This is a genomic window from Vibrio wakamikoensis (assembly GCF_050337275.1).
Taxonomy (GTDB): Bacteria; Pseudomonadota; Gammaproteobacteria; order Enterobacterales; family Vibrionaceae; genus Vibrio; species Vibrio chaetopteri.
In genome coordinates this window covers 1-18,698 of the sequence record NZ_JAKJST010000016.1, presented here as the reverse complement: position 1 = coordinate 18,698, position 18,698 = coordinate 1, and the positions used below count along the sequence as shown (strand labels likewise).

Sequence of the window (18,698 nt, the reverse complement as noted above, 5' to 3'; positions counted from 1 at the left end):
CATAAGCTAAACTTATTAGGGATAAGAAAACAAAAAAGAGTGATCTAGATCGACTATTTCTGCAACAGGAAGTTACGCAAAAGCTCATGCCCTTGCTCAGTTTTGATAGATTCTGGGTGGAATTGAACAGCGTGAATGTTGAGGATCTTATGACGATACCCCATGATTTCGTCAAACTCGCCATTCTCAAGCTCGGTCCAGGCGGTTACTTCAAAGCAGTCAGGTAGACTGTCGCGAGCCACAATAAGCGAGTGATAGCGCGTCACAGTAAGAGGATTATTAAGTCCAGTGAACACACTCTGGTTGGTATGCCGAATCGGTGACGTCTTACCATGCATCACCTGCCTTGCACGCACGACTTCGCCACCAAACACCTGTGCTATCGCCTGATGACCTAAGCAGACACCAAGCAGTGGCAATTTGCCAGCAAAGTGTTTGATCACATCAAGCGAGATCCCTGCCTCATTGGGTGTACAAGGACCAGGGGAAATAACCAAGTGGGAAGGGTTTAAAACCTCGATACCGGCAATATCAATCTCATCGTTACGCACGACTTTGACCTCTGTGCCCAATTCAGAAAAATACTGAAACAGGTTAAAGGTGAAGGAATCGTAGTTGTCGATGATGAGTAGCATAGTCAGACTTTAAAGGGTTGCGCACCAAGAGGCGGTATTGTGCAATACCTGCGATGAAAGGCAAGCGCAGAATTATGGTTTATTGAAATTAAGGCCAGCTTACGCTGGCCTTACAAGTCTACAAGCGTTAACGTTTTACATGACGTCGTTGACGACGATAAACACCAAAACCGAACAGCGCGAGTAGAGAAGCTAGGCCAGTTGAACCAGCGCCATCCTTTTTCTCTTCCTCTTGAGAATAATCAATAGCAATCAAGATAGGGTCGTGATCCGATGCTGAATACGCATCTTGGTACTTCGCCATATCTCCAGTGTACTTGCTGCTGTACTCAAACAAATTACTCTCCAGCGAGTTAATGTGCCAGTCTTCAATCGCCACCACTTTCTGCGCCAAGCTTTGATTCGCCAGCGCGTGGTCTAGGTTGCCAAGCTCGCCACCATAGTTGTATGAGAACGTCTCAGCCCCATGCAGTCTGGTATTGAGATTCACGAGCCCATACCCTTGATTAATAATGGTACCTTGCTGCTGGTAAACCTTGTTAGTGCCATCATCATTTAGGCCAAGCGTGGTGTAAGAGGCGGTCTTAATTTCACGCTTGTGCTGCGCAGGATCGTAGTCGGTCAGAACGAGAATTGGATCTTCCATGCCATAAGCATTCATATCCCCCATCACCAGGATATCGCCAGATACCTGGTCGATGGCATCCCCTAGCACTTTCGCTGCCGATACGCGGAAGTTATTACAGTTGCCTTGCAAATCGCTTGGTTCACTATCTTCAACACCGGCAATCCACTCTTCAATACACTCAGAGCCTTTAGACTTGAAGTGATTGACGACGATGGTGATGGACTCGTCACTGCCTTTCACATCAAACGTCTGCAGCAAACTGTGGCGCTGATACTTATCGTAGCTTGGGTTGGTGGTGTCATCTTTCTCACGGCTGATTAAGCCAGCTTCAATGTGCTGCTCAGGCATTGGTATTACTTGAGCGCTTTGATTCACTTCCACCTTGCTAGGCTTGTAGATCATCGCCACCATGATGGCATCACTGCCTAGATACGCATCTTGATGTTTGTCCGTAGCCTCTATCTCAACATAGGCGTAGTGGTCATCGGTATTATCAAATTCTGCATTAAGCGCGGTAACCAAGTTGTTCAGCGCGCTGCCTTCACCAAACCCATTATTTTCAATTTCCATTAGGCCGATGATGTCTGCGTTCATCGCTTTCATTGCCGCAACGATTTTCGCACGTTGGATCTCAAACTCGGCAAAACTCTCTGCACCGCGATTTTGACCAAGGGCATTAGGATCGCCACTGTCTGCGACCGAGTTGAAGTAGTTGAGCACATTAAAGCTTGCTACGTGCAGATCGGCATCCACAACGCTAGGGGCAGCTTTACGCTCGACATTGAAGCCCTCACCTATCGCGACAAAATTACTCTTATCGAGCTCGTTGGTGACAATCAAGCGATACTCATTGTAGCTATAGGTAACGACGGCTTGCATGCCTTCCACTCGTGAGCCTAAACGTAGGTGATTTTCAGAACTGCCATTTTGATCCGGGTCAGTGGCAAAATCTGGGTAATAAGGGATCTGACCGTTTGGCGCTTTTTGATCAGATTCAACAAACACACGGTGATTGGCATTATGCTCGGCAAGTGCTATCGACTCACTACTCTCAGCTGGATGTAACTGTGTCGGCTTGTACAACGGAGCTTGGTAGGAAAGCAACATGTTATTGCGGCGCGCATCGTAATCATACGAGAAGTTACGCGTAATATGCAGCGCACTTTGATCGGTGAGCTCAATCAACATGCCTTCATGACGCTCAAGTGCTTGCTTAAGGTTTTCGCCTTCAAGCGGTTCCAGTGGCGTCGCCGCAGGGGCAGTGCCAGAGCTCTGCTTGAGATAGCTGTTCATGTCTGACACAAGCTGGGTATGAGAGTAATACTCTTTTACTTTACCTTTCACGCACACCACATCGCCAGGCACTAGATCAGCGACCAAACCGCCAGTGTGAACAAACAAACCATCGGATGTCGCAACGTCGTTATCTGGGGTGACATCTTGCAGGTAAAAACCCTTGGTTAGGCCAGAGGTAACAGCAGAAACCACGCCGTTAACGAAGAAGTCCTCATCGGTGATATACGGGTAGCCATCAATAAATGGAGAGCTATCACCACTGCCCTGAATTTGGCTAATGGTGGTGAAGCTTGGCGTAGCACCAGAATCTGTACACGTGAATACCTCGGGCGCTGCTTGCAGATCGTAGTCACCTAAACCATCAATCACGTCCTTATCTAACGTTACCCAATCCGAAGCATTAAACGTCGCACTTGCCTCGCTGGCAGAAGAGGTTCTTACTAAGGTCACGTCCTTACCAAAATCTACATCACCCATGATACCAAGCACATCATGAACACTGCCGTCCGATTTCAAGATAGCGATGGGGTCATCACCATTAAAGCTCGTGACATTGTTTTCCACTTCATCACTCACGGCTTTGATTGCATCGCTTGCGCTAGAATTCGCAAACACCATGACCTGTTTCGCCGCGAGAGTTTTACCATCCAAAGACAGTGTGCTGCCCCAAATGCCATCACCATTGGCTGATCGTGCTAACTGATAACCATCAAGCGCCAGCGGCGTATCGCCGGTATTGGCTATCTCTATCGCTTTATTAAAACCACCACCTTCAACATACTGGGAAATGATCAGCTCGGCATTCGCATTTGCCGCCAGCAGCGATCCTATCATCACTGCAAGCAAGGAGCGTCGGTTGTTCGTTGTCATACATCCACCTGAATATCTCGTTATTGTTATCTAATGAAGCTAAATTCAGGACAACTATCACGTTAATTCATGAAACAAATAAGACACATCAGGGTGTTTTGAGCGATTTATCACAGTGCTACATAGGAATTTGTAGCACAACACCAACTTTCAACAGAACTGGTTCCGGTCATGCAATCGTTTACAAATCATGCACTTATTGCAGAAACAAAAAAACCACCCGTTGGGGTGGTTTTTTTGTTTCTGCAATGATGATGTTATGGGCGAGCTACAAAACCTACCGCTTTGTACGCCTTCGCTAGCATCTCTGCTGCGCGAGCAGATGCCTTATCAGCACCTTGGCGCATCACTTCATCCATGTAAGCACGATCTTCACGAATACGACGGTACTCAGATTGGATTGGCTCAAGCATGGCTACCAGTGCTTCACCGACATCTTTCTTAAATGGACCATACATTTCAACGCCTGCGTATTGCGCTTCAATCTCTTCAAACGTTTTACCAGTTGCCGCAGAGTACAGACCCATTAGGTTAGAGATACCCGCTTTGTTATCCCAATCGTGAGCAATGCGCGGCGGCGTCTCAGTGTCTGTTTGCGCCTTGTTAATCTTCTTAAGAATCGACTTTGGCTCTTCTAGCAGCGTGATAACGTTTTTACGGTTATCGTCCGATTTAGACATCTTCTTAGTCGCATCTTGCAGGCTCATTACGCGCGCATTCACAGTCGGAATGTAAGGCTCTGGCACTTCAAAGATTGGCGATTCAGGGCTGTAGATGTTGTTAAAGCGAGTCGCGATATCACGCGCTAGCTCTAGGTGCTGCTTCTGGTCACTACCTACTGGCACTTGGTGTGCACCGTATAGCAGGATATCCGCAGCCATCAATACAGGGTAGTCGTATAGACCCACGTTAACATCGTTAGCGTAACGCTGAGATTTGTCTTTAAACTGAGTCATACGATTCAGTTCACCCATTTGGGTGTAACAGTTAAGAAGCCAACCAAGTTGAGCATGCTCTGGTACGTGTGACTGAACAAATAGCGTGCTCTTCTTTGGATCAACACCAACCGCAAGGCAGATTGCTAGTGCGTCTAGAGTTGCCTCATGCAGCGCTTTTGGATCTTGGCGAACCGTGATGGCATGAAGGTCAACAACGCAGTACTGGCAGTCATAGTCGTCTTGCATTTGTTGCCATTGACGTAGAGCACCCAAGTAGTTACCGATACTTAGTTCACCTGACGGCTGAACACCACTTAATACAATGGGTTTGCTCATGATTATGATTCCTTTGACTTCTTGACGAGATAATTTAGGAGAATGAAAAACCGCGTTCTTTTAACGCGGTTTTAGCAGTGTACTCATTGGCGAGTATTTTGCCAGTGTTTTATAACTAGGGGATAAAAGACACTGGCTTCACGGCATATTGAGGAAGTTAAGCGTCGATACCGACCGCTTTTAGCACATCCGACACAATATCAGCGACAAAATCTGGCTTGGCATTGGCAATCGGCTCGCCATGGTTGTAACCATAAGTCAAACCAAACGCCTGACAGCCCGCGTTGCGCGCCGCAAGAATGTCATTCTTTGAATCGCCAACCATCAGTACCTGCTCCGCAGAGACTTGTTCTTGTTCCATCAACCAGTGCAGAGCAATAGGATCTGGCTTGCGCTTTTCAAACGCATCACCACCCAACACGTGCTTGAAGTACTTATCCAGCTTGTGCTGTTCTAGTAGCTCTGGAACAAACTTTGATGGTTTGTTGGTAAGCAGAGCGACAGTGATACCGTTGGCAACCAAGGTATCCAGCGTTTGATGCACCGCTGGATAAAGGTGGCTAAGTTTGTGACCACTCGCTTTGTAAAAGTCATCAAATAGAACTCGCGCTTTCGCGAGCAGCTCAGGTGACAAGCTCGGATCGACATTGATGCTCTGGCTTAGCGAGCGACCAATCAAGATATCAGCACCATTGCCAACATAATCGCGAACTTGCTCTTCGGTTACTGCTGGGTAACCAAGTTCTTGAACAGCTTGGTCAGCGGCAAGCGCTAAATCTGGCACGCTATCAAGCAGAGTACCATCGAGATCGAATACAACCAGTTTAATTGTGCTCATCATGACTGCCCGTTACTTACTTTCTACTTTAGCAAGTTCAGCACGCATCTCATCAATCACCTCTTTGTAATCTGGACGATTGAAGATAGCGCTACCCGCAACAAACATGTCCGCACCCGCTTCAGCAATTTCGCGAATGTTGTCGACTTTCACGCCGCCATCAATCTCAAGGCGAATGTTACGACCAGACGCATCGATACGCTTACGAACTTCGCGCAGCTTATCTAGCGTTGAAGGGATGAACGATTGACCGCCAAAACCAGGGTTAACCGACATTAGTAGAATCAGATCAACCTTGTCCATGATGTAATCAAGGCAAGAAAGCGGCGTTGCAGGGTTTAGTACCACACCCGCCTGACAGCCGTGCTCTTTGATGAGCTGAAGCGTGCGATCAACGTGCTCAGACGCTTCAACGTGGAAAGTGATCATGCTTGCGCCTGCTTTGGCAAAGTCAGGTACGATGCTGTCGACAGGTTTCACCATTAAGTGAACATCAATTGGAGCAGTGATGCCGTAGTCGCGCAGCGCTTTACAGATTGGTGCACCGAACGTTAGGTTAGGCACATAGTGATTATCCATCACATCGAAGTGAACGACGTCAGCACCCGCAGCGAGTACTTTTTCGACATCCTCACCCAAACGAGCAAAGTCTGCAGAGAGAATGGATGGAGCAATAAGAAAGTCTTTCATACCTAACCTCAGTGAAATGGATTGCAAGCGAGTCTTTACATAACAGTAACAGTGCGCGCAATTCTACCGAAGCAAGGGGGTAAATCCTAGCCCTTGGCTAGGAGTTATTGATCTCGCGGTTCAAATAATGCCAACAATTCATCGACTTTATTGCGACCGGCGCCATTGCGGCTAATGGTTCGCTTCACTTTAACCACATTAAGCTGGGCTCCGTGATACAGGCGTCGCGTCAGCGTGGTGTCGTGGTTAGAGATCAGTACAGGAATACCACGGTCAAAAGCCGCATGTTCAGCCACATCGGCAAGCGCAGCCTGATCGTCCAAGGTAAAACCATTACCTGCATAAGAGGTAAAATTGGCGGTGTTGGAAAGCGGAGCGTACGGAGGATCGCAGTAAATCACGCTGCCTTTGCGAGCGCGCTTAAATGTCTCAGGGTAACCCTCACAGACAAATGTTGCTTTCTTCGCTTTCTCTGCAAAAAACTCCATTTCGTTCTCAGGGAAGTATGGCTTTTTGTAGGAGCCAAACGGCACGTTAAAGCCCCCCTTTTTGTTGTAACGACATAAGCCGTTAAACCCAAAACGGTTCATGTACAAGAACGCTACCGAACGAAACATGATGTCGTCGGTTTGGTTAAACTGAGCGCGAATATCGAGATAGACTTCTTTACGATTGTGCTCTGCGGTAAATAGACGTTTCGCCTCAGCAATGTATTGCTCTGGCTGCGTCTTGAGTAGGTTGTAAAGATTGATAAGATCAGGGTTAATATCGGCGAGCAGGTATTGCTCATAATCCGTATTAAGAAAAACAGAGCCTGCACCAACAAAGGGTTCTACCAGTTTTCTAGCGTCTGGTAAATGCTTTTGAATGTCTTCAACCAAGCCATATTTTCCACCAGCCCACTTAAGAAAGGCACGTTGCTTCTTCATTACTTGCTCTAATTACTGCCACCCCAAAAATTAAGGCTGGGGAATATATCATAATTCAAATTGTTATGTTGACCTTTCTGGTAGAAAGGTCAACAGCGCTTGGTGTAAATGTTGACTGAGTCGCCGTTAACTAGCTCACAGTCGACTAGCTCGAAAGCTTATTCAGTCCAGCGAGCAATTTCACGCTTCACTTGGCTCAACGCTTTTGGCCATGGACCAAGCGACTGTAGCTCTGCTGGGAGCTTCTCCGCCGCATCTCGCGCTTGCTGAATCGTTGCGTAATTATCGTAAGTGACGATATACCACTTTTCCTCGCCACGCAGAGTCGGATAAATGCGCACCGGCTTATCAAAACTATGCTGGTTCAAAAATAGCTGCACATCTTCTAGCTCTGTCATCGCCGCAATCTGTAGCGTGTAGCTGTTCGAGGCTAATGCATTCAGCTGGTCTCTCGCAAACGAGAATGTAATAGGCGTTTGAAGCGCTTCTGTCACACCATCATCAATCACCACCTCTGGTGGAGGCTCAATAGCCACTGGCTGAATATTACTCGTGTTTTTTGCACTATCCACCGCTTGCTGGATTTCTTTAGCTTGCTGCGCGGCAATGTCGGTCTTATCTTCTAGTAAAGCATCAACCACATCAGAGGTGATCACGACACGCTCACCAGTCTCCGCGACGCCCACACTAGCCGTTTCTGACGTCACCACCGGTGGCAATGCCTCGGAATCATCCGTGGCGGTCAAGTTTGATGGCATCTCTTGATTGGCTTTTTGCGCTTGCTCTTCACTTGCAGCATCCACTGGCTGCTCTAAAGTCGGGATCACGGTTTGTTCACTCGCCATCTCGACTGGTGCAACACTCGGTTTTGGAGCTTGCAGTAACCAGCGATAGCCTAAGAACAGCAGCAACAGAATAACGGCAACGGTGACGGCAATCTTCGCGGGCGAGCCCACCAATGAACGAATAATCACTTTCTTTTCCACTTTGTGCTCTCCTAGCGCCAAAATTTCTCCCGGAAGCGGTCTGATATTAGTAAACGCGCTTTTGATTCTTTTTTCAACGCTTTCATCGAGATAGCGTAGAACCAAACTCTCAAAAAAACGCTCAGCCTCAGCCTCTGGTAATTCATCAATATCCAACTCAACCGGCTTGATATCCAGTCCATGACTTAATCTTGCAAGCTTAGTCGATACTGAATCACTCGCGGTAAACAACACCACGCTGATGTTTTGCTTAGGTGTGGAAAGCGCAGCGCTATAAAGCAGCCAGAGTTCAGCCAATAGTGCTTGAGACGCATGGTGGGCGTTATCGACCACAATAACGATGTTACACGCTTCACCATCTAAAATACGCTCGATACTGTCATTGAGTGAATCGGTGGTGCTGTACATTTGATGTGGAAACAGCTGCCTGAGAATATTACCGCGATTGACCTCATCCTCCTGGTTAGGCAGGCAGGTCACTAACGACTGGTTTTTGTCATACGACCACGCTTCTAGATAGCGATGAGCAAGCCAGGTTTTTCCAGCTCCCGCCTCACCTTTGACGACCACAAAGTTTGAAGCAAATTGCGTCAACAGCTGCATTCTTTCAAGCAACTGGGTTTGTGAATCGAGTTCTAGCACTCGCAATTCATAGGACAAACTCATCCCGGTTTTCTACCACCAATCCAAACTAAAAAAGGCTCCAACTGGAGCCTCTTATTCTATTCGCGGATGTCGCCTAACCTCAACTCTCTATCGTTAAGTATTGGCTACTTGCGACATAAATCAATCGCTTGCTCAATCAGATCACTTGGTACATCAGAGACCACTTGCGCGCTGCCGATAGAGGTCGGCAACACCAAACGCAACTTACCCGATAACACCTTTTTGTCGCGCATCATGTGCTTGATGAAATCATCAAAGCTCATTGACTCAGGCGTATGTACGGGCAGTTTCGCTCGCTTTAGCAAAGCAATAATACGAGTGACTTGCTGCGGCGTGATATCACCTAGCAGTTGAGCGGTATGAGCCGCCATCGCAGTGCCAGAAGACACAGCCTCTCCATGTAGCCATTTACCATACCCTAGTTCCGCTTCGATAGCATGACCAAATGTATGACCTAGATTCAATAACGCACGAATACCCGACTCTTTCTCATCTTGAGCAACCACTTCAGCTTTGATCTGACAGCATCGCGCAATCGCATAGGTTAACGCTTGCTGGTCAAGAGCATAGAGTTTGTCGAGGTTTTCCTCTAGCCACTCAAAGAACGACTCATCATAGATGATGCCATACTTGATCACTTCGGCCATACCCGCTGCAAACTCACGTTCAGGTAACGTACGCAAACAGTTGGTATCGATGATTACCGCTTGAGGCTGATAAAAAGCACCGATCATGTTTTTACCCAGCTCATGGTTAACCGCTGTTTTACCACCAACCGATGAGTCCACTTGCGATAACAAAGTGGTTGGGATCTGCACAAAATCAACACCGCGCTGATAGCAAGCTGCCGAAAAGCCGACAAGATCGCCAATCACGCCACCACCCAGTGCGACTACAACGACATCGCGACCGTAGTTGCCCGAGAGCAGATGGGTTTGAACCGTGTTAAAGGTATCAAGAGTTTTGTATTGCTCACCATCAGGCAGTTCAAGCAATGAGGTTTTGCAACCTTTGCTTTCCAACTGTTTAAGAATCACCTGAGCATAAAGAGGGGATACAGTGGTGTTGGTGATCACCACGACTGTTTTTCCGTCGGGAATTTGGGAAAATTGAGCCGAGTCATTAAATAACCCGGCACCAATTGAAATTGGGTAGCTGCGCTCACCAAGCTCGACCGTAATCCGTTCCATGGTTTGCTCTCCTAATGAAAAAGGTTTCGATTAACCTTCTTCTAGCATTTTTACGATTTGGTTGGCTACCACTTTTGCACTTTGATCGTCAGTACGAACCACATAGTCCGCCACTTCTTTGTAAAGATCATTACGCTCGTCCGCTAGGCTTTCTAGTACTTCGCGTGGGTTATCCGTTTGAAGTAATGGACGCTTCTTGTCGCGATTAGTGCGAGCAAGTTGTTTTTCGATAGTGGTTTCTAGATAAACAACGATACCACGAGCCGACAAGCGGTTACGGTTGTCTTTGCTCTTCACAGAACCACCGCCAGTAGCAAGTACAATACCTTGCTGCTCGGTTAGATCGTTAATAACGGTTTCTTCGCGCGCGCGGAAACCGTCTTCACCTTCAACGTCAAACACCCATGCGATGTCTGCGCCAGTGCGCTCTTCAATTACAGTATCAGAATCAACAAATTCCATATGAAGTTGTTGAGCTAGGTGTCTACCGATTGTACTTTTGCCGGCACCCATAGGGCCAACAAGAAAAATATTACGTTTCTCAGCCATGTTCAGCATTAATTTACAACGTTAATTCAATGACATCGCCACAAGAAAAGACCGAAAAGGAACCTCGGAAAAAAGGGCTTGTGGCACCGATTCCTCACAGATAAGTCGTGATAAGACCCGAAATTATCAAGGCAAGGTGGCTTTAATGCAACTTTATTTTTAATCCTTTTCAATTAATGACCATTTTACAAAGGGTTACCAAGATCTGTGAGTACTGGTGTTGGGGTAATAATCTTCGGAGTCACAAAGATTAGTAGCTCACTCTTACCGATATTTTCATAGGTTCGTCGAAATAATGCGCCCAAGCCTGGAATATCACCTAAAAGTGGCACTTTATCGATTTTATTGGAAAAGGTGTGTTGGTAAATTCCACCAAGCACCACAGTCTCACCGTTATTCACGAGAACCTGAGTACCGATACGCTGAGTGTCAATGGCGACCGTTTCTCCCTCTAGTGTTTTCAGTATTTCCCCCACTTGATCTTGGGTAACATCGAGGTCAAGTATTAACCGGTTATCCGGGGTAATTTGCGGCGTAACAGTCAGCGAGAGCACCGCTTTTTTAAACTCCACAGCAGTGGCGCCACTTGAGGTAGATTTGAGATACGGGATCTCTGTCCCTTGCTCAATATACGCCGACTTCTTATTGGTGGTGATCAACCTTGGGCTAGAGATAATTTCTGCTTTTGATTCGTTTTGTAGTGCTGAAAGCTCAAGGTCGAGCAAGGTATTGGTACCAAGACTCGCCACTTGAAACGCAATACTTGATGCATTATCAGATAGCGCTGGCAAATTGACGTTCAAAAAATCATCTATCTCAAGTTTTTCGCCACTACCTGCGGCAACAAGATTGCTTTCAATAGAGCCGCCAACAGTCGTGGTGCCATTGGATGAACTCACTCCCCAGCGGATCCCCAGTTCTTCAATGTTACCTTCTCTAATCGTCACCACTCGTGCTTCAATTTGAACCTGTTTTACGGGGATATCGAGCTCAGCAATAATGCTTTTAATGACTTCTATATTGTCAGGAAGATCGCGAAGCAATAGTGAATTGGTGCGCTCATCGACCGTCACAGAGCCGCGCTCAGATAGCATGCTGAGGGTCTCATTTCCACCGACCATGGCGGCCATTTCAGAGGCTTTGGCGTAATTAATCTTGACGATTTCTGACGCCAACTTACCAATTTTTTCAGTCAGTTGATGACGCTCTAGCTCAAGCTTTTCCTGTCGGTCAAGTTCTGCCTTTGGCGCCACCAGCACGACATCCCCTTTGACTCGTTTATCAAGGCCTTTAACGCGCAGAATAATATCAAGTACATCTGTCCACGGCACACTATCAAGACGCAGCGTCAAATTGCCTTGCACCGTATCTGAGACAACTAAGTTAAAATCATTGTACTCAGCAAGTAACTGCAGCACGTTACGAACTGGCATATCTTGAAAATTGATCGAGGTAAGCTGACCTTTGTTGCGCGACTCCAATGCCTTCTCGTCAGCGCGAGCTTGGCTAAGCTCAACAAACGTAACGCGAAGCTGGTTATCCGCTACCACGTATTGATAATCAACCGTTTGTTTGGTTCTCACGACTAAACGCACATCAGGCGACTCATCAAAAAGTTCGATGGTGGTGACGGGTGTGGCAAAATCGGTGACATCATAAATAGACAAATGCTCAGGCGTCACTTTCGTTTGCCGAAGCATAATGTTCAGACCATTGTCGCTGCCACTGACATCAACAGCGCTGTCCTGCTCGGACAGAGTAACCGTCAATACCCCCTGACGCTGCTCGTTGAGTTGAAATGAAACGTTGGTAATTTCATTAGCCGCAAGTTCGCCACTTGTCAGCAAGCCAATGCTCAATGCAAGACCACAGATAAGAAAATTGATGCCCTGCACCACTAAACGTTGCACGTGTTTCTCCATTACTTCAATGCCAGCTTTATTTGCCTTTGGTACCAGCATCCCAATCCATCGGACAAGGTCTCGCCTACAATCAGCGCATTTTCGGTTATTTGTTTTATTTGACCGTTGTTCTCGCCAAGAAAATGCCCCTCTTCCACTTTCACTACACGTCGATTGGGCAGCATCACCAAGCCGGTCATCTTGCCGTTTTTACTCATGATCCCTTTGACCTGTAGTTCGCTAATTCGATAGAGCTCTAATCCTTGTTTGGTTCTGGTCTTCGGTTGCCAACAGCTCTGCCCGCGTTTAGGACTCTGCTGGGTTGCCATTTTCGGCAAACCGAAAGGCGATTGACTGCTCGACTCTTGGAAGAGTACTACCTCAGAAGACTGAATCAATCTCGCCGCCATTTTTTGCGGCTCAGAACTCGATTCTGCATTTAAAACAAACTGTTGCAATGATTCTTGATTGGCGTTGCAACCAAATAAACCTAAAGTTATCAATATAGCTAGAGTGCTATTTTTCACCTTCAGCCTCCGCAATAAACTGGTAGGTAGTGGCATTGACACGAAAGTGCAGAGTGCTGCTTTCCAAACTGACTCTCTGCCATTCAGCATTTTCGATCAGTACAATGCGAGGCAGCTCAGCAATTGCCTGAGCGTAACGGCCGATATCGTCATAACTTCCGGTCAGCTCGATATCTAAAGGAAGCTTTAATAAAAACTTCTGCGGCTGACGCTTACCCCAATTGATACGAGTGAAGGTAAGATGATTGTTGAGGCCTTGCTCGTTGATGTCTGCGAGCAAGCTTGCTAGCTCTTGCTGAGCAGGCAATTGACGCAAAAGCCTGTCGTAATGGTCAGAAAGATCGCTAAGATGCGCTGACATCACAGGCAACATAGCGGCCTTGCGAGCGACAACCTGCAGCTCTTGCTTCAGTTGAGTTTCTTGTTGTTTGTAGTAATCGAGGTCTTCAAGGCTGGGCTTCACCGAAAGCCATCCACTGACCAGTGCCGCCATCACAAACACAATACCGACCACGACAAGCTGTGGAATCAACGGCCAACTGCTCAATTCATCAAGTTCAAGGTCGAGTGACATTAGTTCACTCCTGTTTGCGGCTGCTTGGCTGGATTGGCAAGTAGCGCTGCACCATCAATAGCAAACGACAGCTCAAACGCTTGATATTTAGCGCCAAAGCGCTCGCGGTCATGAACGATAGAGTGCAGCACTACGTTATTGACCATCGTCGATTGTTCAAATCTATCCAGCATTTGAGCGAGGAAAGCGGTACTTTCTCCAATGCCACTGACCTTAAATTGCTCACCTTGCATACGGATCTTGTCTACATAGACTTGCGAAGGAATAAGAGTCGGCAGCAAATTCATTACCGCTGTTGTCTTATTGCGCTGCTGCTGCAGCCCATCAACGTAGTCAAGGCGGGCTTCTAGAGACTGCTGCTCACTTTTGGTCGATGACAATGCACGGATTTGACGTCGATAGTCATCAATTTCACCTTGCAGATAAGCAACCCGCTGTTGTTGAACACTGACCTCACTTGTCAGCTTCAGATTTAATAGATGTGACGTCGAATAACCAAGAAGCAGCGCCGCAACAAGCATCGCGATAAAGCGCTGTTGATGCTTCTTACGCTTGGCTTCTCGCCAAGGCAATAGGTTGATTATCTTCATATCAATGTCTCTTTAGCCAATTCAGACCATTGATTGCCGCCCCGACCGCAGAGGCATAGCATGGTGACAAAGGTTGGCCCGACTTGGTCTTACTTGTCGATAATCGCTGAAGATCAATGCAAGCTATTGGACAGGACAAGGCCTTAGTGACGCGATCGATCACGCCCTCTTGCTGCGCGTGTCCTCCCATCAAAATGACACCATCAATAGCCTCTTTCCCGGCCACCGAACGATACAATTGCAGTTGAGAAGCAACCCGCCCAGCAACAGACTCAAACACCACTTCAGATAGCGACTTGAACTGACTTTCTGCACGATTTTGTAGTTCGGGGATAGGTTCCAGTACCCATGATTTGGCCAACTCTGGAGAAAGCGCCGGCGGTGGAAGTAGTGTCGCTTGTACGCAGCCAAGATCCAGCACCGCATGATTTGCCAACGATGGTGTGTGAGCGCAAACCCAGCTCTGGACGCCGCGCAGTGCTCCATTGTTGGTGTCCAGCAACTTAGGACGAAAACCAAGCTTGGTGATCACTTGAGACCAGCTATCGACGATAGATTGTTTGGTCACATGCACTCGATACGCCTCTACCGCAACATTGTCCTCTTCGGTTTCTTTAATAAAGTCCAAAGCAATGTCATCCATTGGGTACGGCGTCTGATGATTCATCGCTTGCTCAATGGCAAGCTCCTGCTCCTGCCCTTCAAGACCCGCCTCAAGTGTGACGACTTTGCTGATCACTGCACTTTCTGGCAGCACAATAGCGGCACTATTGCGAAATAACGGCGCAATCTTTCGCAGAATTTTAAGTTTCTTAACACTATCTTGATGTTTAAGGGCGTGGGGATCGGAGAAAATAGCATCACATCCTTTAAGCTCCAGATGGTTAACCAAGGAGATATCTGTACCATTACAAACCAAGACAACAGCTTTGGCACTGTGATGACCAATATCTATCCCGGTGATCCATTTTCTTGCCATGAAAAATAACCTCAACAAATACATAAACAACGTGAAAAGGTTGAGATCGACGCTCAAATAAGCGTTAATTAACCCTATAGGTATATTTTTGTCCTAGCCTACAAGTAATTACCTACTCGTAACCCCAATTAATTAGGAAATTCTCGGTGAAGTTCATAAAGAGACTGTTGGTTCTTGCATTCATTTGCATACTCCTTGGAGTCGGTACAATTTTTGGGTTTTACTACTACGTAAAACCTGAGCTACCTGATGTCGCCACTCTTAAAGACGTCCAACTACAAACACCGATGCAGGTGTTCAGCCAAGATGGGAAGCTGATCGCACAATTCGGCGAAAAACGCAGAATTCCAGTATCTTACGATGAGATCCCACAAGAACTTATCGAAGCTCTCATTGCGACAGAAGATAGCCGCTATTACGACCACTTTGGTTTTGACCCAATCGGTATTACCCGTGCGGCAGTGGCCGTTATCGCGTCCGGTAGTGCTTCACAAGGTGCAAGTACCATCACCCAGCAGCTAGCTCGTAACTTCTTCTTGTCGAACGAGAAGAAAATCATGCGTAAGGTGAAAGAGATTTTCATCGCCGTACACATCGAGCAACTTCTTAGCAAACAAGAAATCATGGAGCTCTACGTTAACAAAATCTTCTTGGGCTACCGCTCATACGGTTTTGGCGCGGCAGCACAGGCGTACTTCGGTCGTAACCTTGATGAACTTACTTTGAGTGAGATTGCGGTATTGGCCGGTCTTCCTAAAGCACCATCGACCATGAACCCTATCTACTCTGTTGAACGTGCGACCCAGCGTCGTAATGTCGTGCTTTCACGCATGTTGTCTGAAAAATACATCACTCAAGCTGAATTTGATGAAGCGCGTGCGGAGCCAATTATCTCTCAATACCATGGCGCTGAGATCGAGCTAAGCGCTCCATATGTCGCAGAGATTGCTCGCGCTTGGATGGTGAGCCGCTACGGTGAAGAAGCGTACGAATCAGGCATGCGAATCACCACCACGATTGACTCGAAACTGCAAAAAGCAGGTCACATCGCGGCAATTAAAAACCTTCTAAACTACGACGAGCGACACGGTTACCGCGGCGCTGAAAAAGTGCTGTGGAAAGCAGGTCAAACCGCAATGACTGGCGAAGAGATTGCCAAGCACCTTCGTCGCCAGCCAACCTATGGTGAGCTTCGTCCTGCGGTGGTCACTAAAGTGGCCGATAAATCCGCTACGGTTTATGTAAAAAGCTATGGTGAACAAACTATCAGCTGGGAAAACATGAACTGGGCACGTAAGTTCCGTACCGATGATCGTCAAGGTGCAGCACCAAAAGCACCGAGCGATATCGTGGCCGTGGGTGAACAAGTTTGGGTTCGCGCCGCGGATCTCGATATCACTCCAGATGTGTCTCCTGAAGAAAAAGAAGCGCAAACGGAAGATGACCAAGTACCTGAGCCAATGGCTATCACGTGGCGTCTAAGCCAAGTGCCTAATGCCAATACGGCGTTTGTTGCTATCAACCCAGAAAACGGCGCAGTGCTGTCTCTCGTGGGTGGTTTTAACTTCGTACACAGTAAGTTTAACCGCGCAACACAATCGGTACGACAAGTAGGTTCGAGCATTAAGCCGTTTATCTACGCTGCCGCACTGGATAAAGATATGACGCTGGCAAGTCTTGTGAACGATGCGCCTATCAATAAGTGGGATAAGAGTGCAGGCACCGCTTGGCGCCCTAAAAACTCGCCTCCAACTTACACAGGCCCAACACGTCTGCGTATCGGTCTAGCGCAATCAAAGAACGTTATGGCGGTTCGTGTACTGCGTGAAGTAGGTCTGGATGAGACTCGTGATTACCTAACTCGATTTGGTTTTGATAAGTCTAAGCTACCTCGCTCTGAGACGATTGCTCTTGGTGCTGGCAGTTTGACGCCCGTTCAAATGGCACAAGGCTTCTCTGTGTTCGCTAACGGTGGATACTATGTAGAACCATTCTACATCAGTAAAGTGGAAGACCCATTCGGCAAAGTTGAGTTTGAAGCAAACCCGAAAGTGGTGTGTCATCAGAACTGTCCGGATATGCAAGCTCCTGAGTTTACCAAGGCAGCAACAGAAGGCGCAGCGCCGAGCATTGAAGAAGCAACCAATGCCTCTGAGATTGAGCCACTGGACATCGCGCAATTTAACGAAGAAGACCTAACGGAAACCGACGAGCCGCGCTATGCACCAAAAGTGATTTCAGAGCAAACCGCGTTCCTAACGCGTGAAATGCTCTACAGCAACGTTTGGGGCGGTGGTAACTGGCGTGAAGGCACTGGTTGGAACGGTACTGGTTGGCGCGCTCAAAAGCTTAAGCGCCGCGATGTGGGCGGAAAAACGGGCACCACAAACGACTCGAAAGACGCGTGGTATAACGGTTATGGTCCAGGTATCGTCGCAACCGCTTGGGTTGGTTTCGATGACCACCAAAGAAAGCTTGGCCGCACAACGGCAAATGCGAACTTAGGTAAGGATCAAATCACCGGTGCTGAGGCAGGTGCAAAAACGGCTCAACCTGCATGGGTGGGCTTTATGGGCATGGCGCTTGAAGGTCACGATGTAGTCGGCAAGCAGGTACCAAACGATATCACTCGCGTGCGTATCGACCGTGACTCGGGTCTTCTCACCAATAAGACCGATGGTTCGACCATGTTTGAATACTTCAAGATTGGGACTGAGCCGACTGAGTACGTACAGGAAAGTCTAACGGATACCTTGTACTCTAGTGATGAGTCTGGTGGTGAGAGTCTATTCTAATGACGCTCTTTCATTTGCTATAGAACACTAAAATAAGTCGTCACCCCTAAAGCAACCGTCACCCCTGCGAAGGCAGGGGTCTTCTCAAAGCGCGCACCAGGCCTTAAGTAGATTCCTGCCTACGCAGGAATGACGTGAGTTGTGAGAGCGCATACTCAAAGCTATCTTCACCACTTAAACAGCCGTCCCCCCTGTGCAAACAGGGGTCTTCTCAAAGTGCGTATCAAGCCTCAATTAGATTTCTGCCTACGCAGGAATGACGTGAGTTGTGAGAGCGCATACTCAAAGCTATCTTCACCACTAAAACAGCCGTCACCCCTGCGCAGGCAGGGGTCTTCTCAAAGCGCGCACCAGGCCTTAAGTAGATTCCTGCCTACGCAGGAATGACGTGAGTTGTGAGAGCGCATACTCAAAGCTATCTTCACCACTAAAACAGCCGTCACCCCTGCGCAGGCAGGGGTCTTCTCAAAGCGCGCACCAAGCTGTACTGATGGTCACATAGGTAACACTTTAAACCGGCCACATAGGTAACACCCTATGTTGGCCGAATTACTTTTCCAACAACTTCATCTACAATCCCTAATCTCATTTCTCCAAATCGAAGCAACCAACATCGATTGTCGATATATTCCAAACTAACGTACTCACCTAATAGTCTTCTCGTGACGTAAATGGCTTGCCCGTTAAGTTTAATATAGCCGCCACATTTCACCTTTCTGACTTCATGTTCGCTAGGGTATTCCAGCGGAGGTAATTGATTGGGGAATGGTCGAGGAGACTT

Annotated in this window: 16 protein-coding genes; 1 reads left to right on the top strand and 15 read right to left on the bottom strand. The window is 47.5% G+C overall.

Translation table 11 applies throughout. The features are described from left to right. Positions 1-53: 53 nt before the first annotated feature. From L4C42_RS07285 to pilM, 14 genes are all read right to left on the bottom strand, one after another. Positions 54-635 (bottom strand): aminodeoxychorismate/anthranilate synthase component II, encoded by a 582-nt coding sequence (locus tag L4C42_RS07285; RefSeq protein WP_429759939.1) that lies wholly within the window; start codon positions 633-635, stop codon positions 54-56. Between the two features lie 127 nt (positions 636-762). Continuing rightward, a complete protein-coding gene (locus tag L4C42_RS07280; RefSeq protein WP_429759937.1) occupies positions 763-3,429 on the bottom strand; it encodes an ExeM/NucH family extracellular endonuclease in 2,667 nt (888 codons plus the stop codon). 257 nt (positions 3,430-3,686) lie between these two features. Next, a complete protein-coding gene (trpS, locus tag L4C42_RS07275) occupies positions 3,687-4,703 on the bottom strand; it encodes a tryptophan--tRNA ligase (RefSeq protein WP_353497722.1) in 1,017 nt (338 codons plus the stop codon). A gap of 157 nt (positions 4,704-4,860) precedes the next feature. Beyond that, complete coding sequence (locus L4C42_RS07270; RefSeq protein WP_429760066.1) at positions 4,861-5,541, bottom strand: phosphoglycolate phosphatase; 681 nt, start codon at positions 5,539-5,541, stop codon at positions 4,861-4,863. A gap of 12 nt (positions 5,542-5,553) precedes the next feature. Then, on the bottom strand, positions 5,554-6,231 hold the full coding sequence (gene rpe, locus L4C42_RS07265; RefSeq protein WP_252012666.1) for a ribulose-phosphate 3-epimerase: 678 nt from the start codon (positions 6,229-6,231) through the stop codon (positions 5,554-5,556). Positions 6,232-6,335: 104 nt separating this feature from the next. Next, on the bottom strand, positions 6,336-7,160 hold the full coding sequence (locus L4C42_RS07260) for a Dam family site-specific DNA-(adenine-N6)-methyltransferase (protein WP_353497721.1): 825 nt from the start codon (positions 7,158-7,160) through the stop codon (positions 6,336-6,338). Between the two features lie 158 nt (positions 7,161-7,318). After that, complete coding sequence (locus L4C42_RS07255) at positions 7,319-8,812, bottom strand: AAA family ATPase (RefSeq protein ID WP_353497720.1); 1,494 nt, start codon at positions 8,810-8,812, stop codon at positions 7,319-7,321. A gap of 104 nt (positions 8,813-8,916) precedes the next feature. Then, a complete protein-coding gene (aroB, locus tag L4C42_RS07250) occupies positions 8,917-10,002 on the bottom strand; it encodes a 3-dehydroquinate synthase (protein ID WP_429759933.1) in 1,086 nt (361 codons plus the stop codon). Between the two features lie 30 nt (positions 10,003-10,032). Continuing rightward, positions 10,033-10,551 (bottom strand): shikimate kinase AroK, encoded by a 519-nt coding sequence (gene aroK, locus L4C42_RS07245; RefSeq protein ID WP_353497718.1) that lies wholly within the window; start codon positions 10,549-10,551, stop codon positions 10,033-10,035. 185 nt (positions 10,552-10,736) lie between these two features. After that, positions 10,737-12,473, bottom strand: a complete 1,737-nt coding sequence (locus tag L4C42_RS07240; RefSeq protein ID WP_418642314.1) for a type IV pilus secretin PilQ — start codon at positions 12,471-12,473, stop codon at positions 10,737-10,739. After that, positions 12,473-12,979 (bottom strand): pilus assembly protein PilP, encoded by a 507-nt coding sequence (locus L4C42_RS07235; protein ID WP_429759931.1) that lies wholly within the window; start codon positions 12,977-12,979, stop codon positions 12,473-12,475. Before L4C42_RS07235 ends, L4C42_RS07240 begins: the two co-directional genes overlap by 1 nt. Beyond that, positions 12,969-13,553 carry a type IV pilus inner membrane component PilO gene (locus L4C42_RS07230; RefSeq protein WP_353497716.1) on the bottom strand — a complete coding sequence of 195 codons (585 nt, stop codon included), beginning with the start codon at positions 13,551-13,553 and terminating at the stop codon, positions 12,969-12,971. Before L4C42_RS07230 ends, L4C42_RS07235 begins: the two co-directional genes overlap by 11 nt. Beyond that, the gene (locus L4C42_RS07225) at positions 13,553-14,143 is read right to left on the bottom strand and encodes a PilN domain-containing protein (protein ID WP_353497715.1); all 591 of its coding nucleotides are present in this window, start codon (positions 14,141-14,143) and stop codon (positions 13,553-13,555) included. Before L4C42_RS07225 ends, L4C42_RS07230 begins: the two co-directional genes overlap by 1 nt. 1 nt (position 14,144) lies before the next feature. Next, positions 14,145-15,122, bottom strand: coding sequence for a pilus assembly protein PilM (pilM, locus tag L4C42_RS07220; RefSeq protein ID WP_418641920.1), 978 nt, complete (start codon positions 15,120-15,122; stop codon positions 14,145-14,147). Positions 15,123-15,268: 146 nt separating this feature from the next. Here pilM and L4C42_RS07215 point away from each other — a divergent pair, with 146 nt between their 5' ends. Then, positions 15,269-17,917, top strand: coding sequence for a penicillin-binding protein 1A (locus L4C42_RS07215; RefSeq protein WP_429759928.1), 2,649 nt, complete (start codon positions 15,269-15,271; stop codon positions 17,915-17,917). A 535-nt stretch (positions 17,918-18,452) separates the two neighbouring features. On the opposite strand, the gene L4C42_RS07210 is transcribed toward L4C42_RS07215, so the two are convergent. Beyond that, the coding region (locus L4C42_RS07210) for a hypothetical protein (protein WP_429759926.1) at positions 18,453-18,698 on the bottom strand (246 nt) is incomplete at its 5' end.

Excerpts from the sequence above, each read along its gene's own strand:
- trpS (WP_353497722.1), bottom strand. The coding sequence starts at position 4,703 with ATGAGCAAACCCATTGTATTAAGTGGTGTTCAGCCGTCAGGTGAACTA.
- L4C42_RS07255 (WP_353497720.1), bottom strand. The coding sequence starts at position 8,812 with ATGAGTTTGTCCTATGAATTGCGAGTGCTAGAACTCGATTCACAAACC.
- L4C42_RS07260 (WP_353497721.1), bottom strand. The coding sequence starts at position 7,160 with ATGAAGAAGCAACGTGCCTTTCTTAAGTGGGCTGGTGGAAAATATGGC.
- L4C42_RS07280 (WP_429759937.1), bottom strand. The coding sequence starts at position 3,429 with ATGACAACGAACAACCGACGCTCCTTGCTTGCAGTGATGATAGGATCG.
- aroB (WP_429759933.1), bottom strand. The coding sequence starts at position 10,002 with ATGGAACGGATTACGGTCGAGCTTGGTGAGCGCAGCTACCCAATTTCA.
- L4C42_RS07230 (WP_353497716.1), bottom strand. The coding sequence starts at position 13,553 with ATGTCACTCGACCTTGAACTTGATGAATTGAGCAGTTGGCCGTTGATT.
- aroK (WP_353497718.1), bottom strand. The coding sequence starts at position 10,551 with ATGGCTGAGAAACGTAATATTTTTCTTGTTGGCCCTATGGGTGCCGGC.
- L4C42_RS07225 (WP_353497715.1), bottom strand. The coding sequence starts at position 14,143 with ATGAAGATAATCAACCTATTGCCTTGGCGAGAAGCCAAGCGTAAGAAG.
- pilM (WP_418641920.1), bottom strand. The coding sequence starts at position 15,122 with ATGGCAAGAAAATGGATCACCGGGATAGATATTGGTCATCACAGTGCC.
- L4C42_RS07270 (WP_429760066.1), bottom strand. The coding sequence starts at position 5,541 with ATGAGCACAATTAAACTGGTTGTATTCGATCTCGATGGTACTCTGCTT.
- L4C42_RS07285 (WP_429759939.1), bottom strand. The coding sequence starts at position 635 with ATGCTACTCATCATCGACAACTACGATTCCTTCACCTTTAACCTGTTT.
- rpe (WP_252012666.1), bottom strand. The coding sequence starts at position 6,231 with ATGAAAGACTTTCTTATTGCTCCATCCATTCTCTCTGCAGACTTTGCT.
- L4C42_RS07240 (WP_418642314.1), bottom strand. The coding sequence starts at position 12,473 with ATGGAGAAACACGTGCAACGTTTAGTGGTGCAGGGCATCAATTTTCTT.